Source organism: Halomonas sp. GXIMD04776 (assembly GCF_049808615.1).
Taxonomy (GTDB): domain Bacteria; phylum Pseudomonadota; class Gammaproteobacteria; order Pseudomonadales; family Halomonadaceae; genus Modicisalibacter.
In genome coordinates this window covers 192,823-198,822 of the sequence record NZ_JBNCAN010000005.1, presented here as the reverse complement: position 1 = coordinate 198,822, position 6,000 = coordinate 192,823, and the positions used below count along the sequence as shown (strand labels likewise).

7 protein-coding genes are annotated in these 6,000 nt (G+C 58.8%); 2 read left to right on the top strand and 5 right to left on the bottom strand.

Translation table 11 applies throughout. From position 1 onward, the window contains the following. Nucleotides 1–173 precede the first annotated feature (173 nt). Nucleotides 174–1,088, top strand: a complete 915-nt coding sequence (locus tag ACPF7Z_RS05245; RefSeq protein WP_425192128.1) for a histone deacetylase family protein — start codon at nucleotides 174–176, stop codon at nucleotides 1,086–1,088. Here the strand turns inward: ACPF7Z_RS05245 and ACPF7Z_RS05240 are convergent, their stop codons facing one another. From ACPF7Z_RS05240 to ACPF7Z_RS05225, 4 genes are all read right to left on the bottom strand, one after another. Further along, on the bottom strand, nucleotides 1,089–2,384 hold the full coding sequence (locus ACPF7Z_RS05240; RefSeq protein ID WP_425192127.1) for a TRAP transporter large permease: 1,296 nt from the start codon (nucleotides 2,382–2,384) through the stop codon (nucleotides 1,089–1,091). After that, nucleotides 2,374–2,853, bottom strand: a complete 480-nt coding sequence (locus ACPF7Z_RS05235; RefSeq protein WP_425192126.1) for a TRAP transporter small permease — start codon at nucleotides 2,851–2,853, stop codon at nucleotides 2,374–2,376. The genes ACPF7Z_RS05240 and ACPF7Z_RS05235 overlap by 11 nt, the downstream gene beginning before the upstream one ends. 72 nt (nucleotides 2,854–2,925) lie before the next feature. Continuing rightward, complete coding sequence (locus ACPF7Z_RS05230) at nucleotides 2,926–3,933, bottom strand: DctP family TRAP transporter solute-binding subunit (protein ID WP_425192125.1); 1,008 nt, start codon at nucleotides 3,931–3,933, stop codon at nucleotides 2,926–2,928. A 119-nt stretch (nucleotides 3,934–4,052) separates the two neighbouring features. After that, entirely contained in the window at nucleotides 4,053–4,529 is a 477-nt protein-coding gene (locus ACPF7Z_RS05225) for a DUF192 domain-containing protein (RefSeq protein ID WP_425192124.1), read from the bottom strand. An 87-nt stretch (nucleotides 4,530–4,616) separates the two neighbouring features. Here ACPF7Z_RS05225 and ACPF7Z_RS05220 point away from each other — a divergent pair, with 87 nt between their 5' ends. Then, complete coding sequence (locus ACPF7Z_RS05220; protein WP_425192123.1) at nucleotides 4,617–5,489, top strand: DMT family transporter; 873 nt, start codon at nucleotides 4,617–4,619, stop codon at nucleotides 5,487–5,489. A 122-nt stretch (nucleotides 5,490–5,611) separates the two neighbouring features. Here ACPF7Z_RS05220 and ACPF7Z_RS05215 read toward each other — a convergent pair whose 3' ends face one another. Next, nucleotides 5,612–5,992 carry a phasin family protein gene (locus tag ACPF7Z_RS05215; RefSeq protein ID WP_425192121.1) on the bottom strand — a complete coding sequence of 127 codons (381 nt, stop codon included), beginning with the start codon at nucleotides 5,990–5,992 and terminating at the stop codon, nucleotides 5,612–5,614. Between the last annotated feature and the right edge of the window lie 8 nt (nucleotides 5,993–6,000).

The following is a 6,000-nucleotide window of genomic DNA, read 5'->3' as shown; positions in this document are numbered from 1 at the left end:
GTGCGCCCTGAAGCCAGGAAATTGATCAAGAAATAGCCAATCTCAACCCCGATCGCCATCATCCCCACCGAGCCTGGAATCTGGGAGCGTCTGGCCGGCCCGGTGCAATATCCGGGCTATAGTCCCGTTGAATCAGCCGCCCGAATTTTCGTACCGCCGCCCCAATGAACCTCATGTCATTTCCGCTGATCCATCATCCTGGCTATACCATCGACCTACCCTCAAACCACCCCTTTCCCATGGCGAAGTTCCGTGTGCTAAGAGGGCAACTCGGCATGGAGCCAGCCGGACATCGGGCTCATTGGTTGACGCCCGTCCCAGTCATCGAAGACGATCTGCGTCGCGTGCATACCCGCGATTATCTGAGCGTTTTTCTGAACGGGAAGCTCGACGACGCTGCCCAGCGACGCAGCGGTTTTCGCTGGTCGGAAGAACTGGTGGAGCGAACGCGCCTTGAGGTGGGGGGGACCCTACTCACGGTCGAAGCCGCACTGGAATATGGCCTCGCCTGCAATACCGCCGGCGGCACGCATCACGCTCAGGCGAATGCGGCCAGCGGCTATTGCCTGCTAAATGATCTCGCCGTGGCAGCGGCTTACGCCTTGGCCAAACGATGGGTGAAACGTATTCTCATCGTCGATCTGGACGTGCATCAAGGCGATGGCACCGCGCTGATCTTTCGCGACGACGACCGGGTCTTCACATTTTCGATGCACGGTGCCGAGAACTTTCCTGCCCGCAAGCAACAAAGCGATCTCGATGTGCCCTTGCCCCGCGGCACCGGTGACGATGACTATCTCGCCACCCTCAATGCCCACTTACCTAAATTGCTCGATCAGATCGCACCGAATCTGGTGATTTATGACGCTGGGGTGGACGTGCATGCCGACGACCGGCTCGGGCATCTGGCTCTCAGCGACTGGGGGTTGGCGCGTCGCGATGACTACGTGATTCGCCGCTGCCGCGACGCAGGCATTCCGGTCGCGGCGGTGATCGGCGGTGGCTACGATCGCGATCTCGCCGCTCTGGCCGATCGTCATGCACAATTGCATCGTGCCGCCTATCAATACTGGCTCGAGAAGCACTAACTAGACGCTGTACCCAAGCACCCGCGGCAGCCAAAGGGCGATCTCAGGGAACAACGCCACCAGCAATAGCGCCCCGCCCATGGCAATGACGAAGACCAAGGCCCAGCCCAGGGTCTGCTCGAGACGAATCTTCGCCACTTCGGTAGTCACCATCAGATTGACCGCCACCGGCGGGGTAAACTGGCCGATGGCAATGTTCATGGCCAGCAGGATGCCGAACCAGACCGGATTCCAGCCGAAGTGCTGCATCACCGGCACCAGGATCGGCATCAGGATCAGATAGATGGAGATGGCATCCAGCAGCATGCCCGCCAACAGCACCGCCAGCATGATCAATGCCAGCAGCACCGCACCGTTGTCGGACAGCGCAATCAGCCACTCCGCCATATGCCGGAAGGTGCCCAGCATGGTACCTGCCCAGGCAAAGATACCCGCTAGAGCGATGATCAGCATCACCACGCCGGAGATCGTCGCCGCCTCGCCGAATAGCTGCCAAAGATTACGCCAATCGAGTTCTCGGGTGATGATCAATCCCACGAGTACGCCATAAGCCACTGCCACCACCGCCGCTTCCGTCGGAGTGAACAGGCCGCTGCGCAGCCCGCCCAGGATGATCACCGGGGCAAACAGTGCCGGCAGCGCCTGGCGAAAACTCTCCCCCAGCGGTGGTCGCTCCACCTCCGTCGGGGCTTCCCAACCGTAGCGGCGTGATAACCAGAAGGCTGGTACCAGCAGCGAAAGCCCAGCAAGAATGCCCGGAAACAGGCCAGCGGCAAACAAGGCACGCAGATCGACCCCGGGCACCACAATGGAGTAAAGAATGAGCGCCACAGAAGGCGGTATCAGGATCGCCGTGGAGGCAGATGCTGCGATCAGCGTGGCGGAAAACGGCTTGGGATAGCCGGCGCGGGTCATGCTCGGCAGCATCACCATGGCCACGGCAGCGGCGTCCGCCGGTCCGGAGCCGCTCATGCCCCCCATGATCATGCACACCAGCACCGCCACCAGCGCCAGTCCGCCGTGACGCGGGCCGATTAGCGCTTGCGCGAAGCGCACCAGTCGCGCCGCTACCCCGGCGCGCTCGAAGATCAATCCGGTGAGGATGAACAGTGGAATGGCGATCAGTGGATACTTGGCAATGCTGTTATAGGTATTGGTACCCAGGGTCGCCAGCATCATGGGCGACATACCGCTGACGATCCCTATCGCACCGGCCAGTCCAAGAGAGAGCGCAACAGGCACGCCGGCAATCAGCAGCCCCAGGAAACTCAAGACCATCCATAGGTCAGGACTCATCGTTAAGCTTTCCACGCAGGCGATCCAGGGTCTGTTGGATCTGGCGCAACAGCAACAAGGACGCCAACACCGGCAACCAGACCAGATACCACCACTGCGGCACGCCAAGCCCCGGGGACTGGGTTTGCCACTGGTACTCTTCCAAGGTCAATTTGGCACCGAACCACAGAATCAGACCCAGCACCGTGGCACCGGCCAGCCCTTGGAAAACGATCAGTGCACGACGTGGCCCTTTCGGCAGGGCGCGCTCCAATAGACTGATGCGCACATGACGATTGCGCCGCAGAGCCACCGCCGCACCGGCGAAGGTCAGTACCACCAGCAGAAACACCGAGATTTCCTCGGTGAAGGCGAATGACACATTGGTCACATAGCGCACCACCACATTGCCCAGGCTGATCACGGCGATGATCACCAGCGCCAGGGTCGCCAGTATTCGCTCTAGCCGAGCATCCGGTTGGGGTTTCATGAGTAATCCCTTGACACAAGACCGGCCTCAAGACGAGGCCGGCCACTCAGCATTGAAACGACAGGCGGTTTTTCAGCGTGTTTCTACTGCCTGGCGCGCGGTCTCGACCAGCTCCTCACCGATCTGCGGCGTCCATTCCTCATACACGCTTTGGGTGGCCTCGACGAAAGCCTGGCGCTGATCCTCGGTGAGTTCGCTGACCTCGACGCCACGTTGCTTGATGGCCGCCAAGCGCTCACTCTTCTGTTCTCGGGACATCTCGATCTCCCATTGGCCGGCATCGATGGCCGCCTGACGCACAAGCTCACGATCTTCTTCGGAGAACTGCTGCCAGATTCGTTGATTGACGGCAAAGATCAAGGGATCATTCATGTAATGCCACAGGGTCAGATATTTCTGCCCGACCTGATCGATGCGCGCCACGTCGAACACCGACAGCGGATTCTCCTGGCCATCCACCGCGCCGGTGGTCAGTGCCGGCTTGGCATCCGCCCAGCTCATCTGGGTCGGGTTGGCCCCCAAGGCAGTGAAAGTATCCTGAAACAAGGGCGAACCGACCACACGAATCTTCAAGCCCTCGAGATCCTCCGGTGCGGTAATAGGCTGCTTCGAATTGGACAGCTCGCGAAAACCGTTCTCGCCCCAGGCCAGGGGCATCGCACCGCGAGACTCGATGGCATCAAACACCTTCTCGCCGGCCTCGCCGCCGGTGATGGCATCCACCGCGTCGGTGTCCGGCATCAGAAACGGCAGCGAGAACAGATTGAGCTCCGGTACCTGGGGCGACCAGTTGATGGTCGAGCCCACGGCCATGTCGATCAGCCCCTGACGCATCGCCGAGAATTCCCGGGTCTGATCGCCATTGACCAGTTGCGAATTGGGATAGACGCGTAGGGTGATCTCACCGTCCGAGCGCTCTTTCACCAGCTCCGCCCATTTTTCGGCCGCCTGCCCCCAGGGGAAGTCCGCGGAAAGTACAGTGGAGACAGAATATTCGCGCGCCTCGGCATTCAGGCTACCGCCCAGCAAGGCAACTCCCATCACGGCGGCGGTGAGAGTGGATAAGCGGCGTGTCATCATGAGCTGTTTCCTTACATGAGGCCGGCCGTGCGACCTGTGATTATTATCGGTTGGGCGTTCATTGTAGAAAAAGCCCGGCCGTGAGTGAAAGTTCCTTTTCAGGGACAGTTCAGAATAGATCAGGGCAGGATCAAACGATCGCCAACCTCGATGTCTCGCGCGTCGAAATATCCCCGATTAACCTCCAGCGCCACGTGAAAGGGGACCCCGGCACGGTAGGACGGGCATTCTGAGGGGCGCTCGCTTTCGCAAGGTGGCATGGTATGAATGGCGCGAATTTCACCGTCCTTAGCAAGAAAGGCGATGTCCAGCGAGATGCGGGTACGATACATCCAGAAACCAGTGCCGGGAGGTTGCTCACGTGGGTAGACAAACAGCATGCCAGCGTTGTCCGGCAAATGATCGCGTTCCATGAGGCCGAAAGAGCGTTCCTGAGGCGTACGGGCAATTTCGACACTTAGGTGATGCTGGCCCTCTCCCCCGTCGATGACGATGTCGTCCCGTTCCAGAGCCCAGGCCGGTATTACAAAACAAGTCGCGGCGAGCAATATCATCAGGAGAATAGAAAAACCCGGTAGTTTGTTTGTCTTGTCCATGCCGCTTCGCCAAACGATGTTTATTCGAAAACCTTTCTCTACGTCTCTATACTGGCGCCCGCCCTACTTTTCAATCAAGGACGATTCGTGCCCCTTCGCGACCTGCTGCTCGGCCTGGTGGTCATCATCATCTGGGCGCTCAATATTATCGTCATCAAGGTGGGCGTGGCGGATATGCCGCCTCTGTTGCTGATGACACTGCGTTTCATGCTGGTGGCAGTGCTGGTCGTACCTTTCACACGTATCGATCGAAACCAGTTACCGTGGCTGCTATTGCTGTCGATAACCTTCGGGGGCCTGCACTTCCCACTGCTCTTTATCGGGCTGGGACAGGCGGAAGCCGGCACCGGTGCCCTGCTGGTGCAGATGGGCACACCTTTCGCTACCTTGCTGGCCGCCGCCTTCCTCAAGGAGCGCCTCGACCTACGCCGTTGGCTGGGTCTAACCTTTTCCTTTGCCGGCATTGTCGTGCTCGCTGGTGGCCCGTCGCTGCCAGCGCCATTACCTACGACACTACTACTCGCCAGTGCCTTTTTCTGGGCCGTCTCGAATCTACTGATCAAGGTGGCGCCTCCGATCGCTCCCTTCACGCTGGCTGGCTGGATCGCACTGTTTGCAATTCCACAGGTAGCCCTGGGCTCCTGGATCTTCGAAAACGATCAACTCGCCGTCTTGTCTCGCGCAAGCTGGGCTGGTTGGGGAGCGGTATTCTATACCGCGGTCATGTCCTCGATCGTCGCTTACACCCTATGGTATCGACTCCTCCAAAAGCACCCGGTCAGCCGGGTCGTGCCTTTGTCGCTACTGATGCCGGTTTTCGCGGTACTTCTAGGAATGTGGTTACTTGGCGATTCCCTGGGCATCAATAAACTGGCAGGTGGCATCATGGTGGTCGTGGGGCTGGCGATCATCAACGTCCGATTCGAGGGATGGCGCAAGCTAAGTTCAGGGCGTCAATGACACCCTGTGTTCGAACTGAGTCCTACTTCTGATTCGATAAGCTCTGCACGACAAAAAACAGGCCGCCGGTTCACAACCGGCGGCCTGTTCATATCACGCATCAAGCGTGGCGTCATGCCATCTTACTTGGTGGCTTTCTGCGCGGTCTGCTGTGCAGTCTGGCTAGCAGACTTCACATTTTCTTCGACCAACTTCTGGCTCTTCTCAGCGAATTCCTGATTCATGGAGACAACTTTCTGAGTGTCGTCCTTCAGGCGCTCGCCCATTTCTTGAGCGACTTTCTGCTGGCTTTCGACGAAAGTGCGCAGATCGTCGGAGTTCTTGACGTTGAGCATTGAGCGCGCCTGGCCGAAGCTGGCGTTTGAATAAGCCTTGGCAAACTCATATTGAGTGTTGAGAACACGCTCTGCATATTCTACGGTCAGCGCTGCATAAGAACGCATCGGACCGAAAAACATGGATTCGAACTGCTTGGTCATTTGATCAGTGTTTGTGTTGGCCATGTAACACC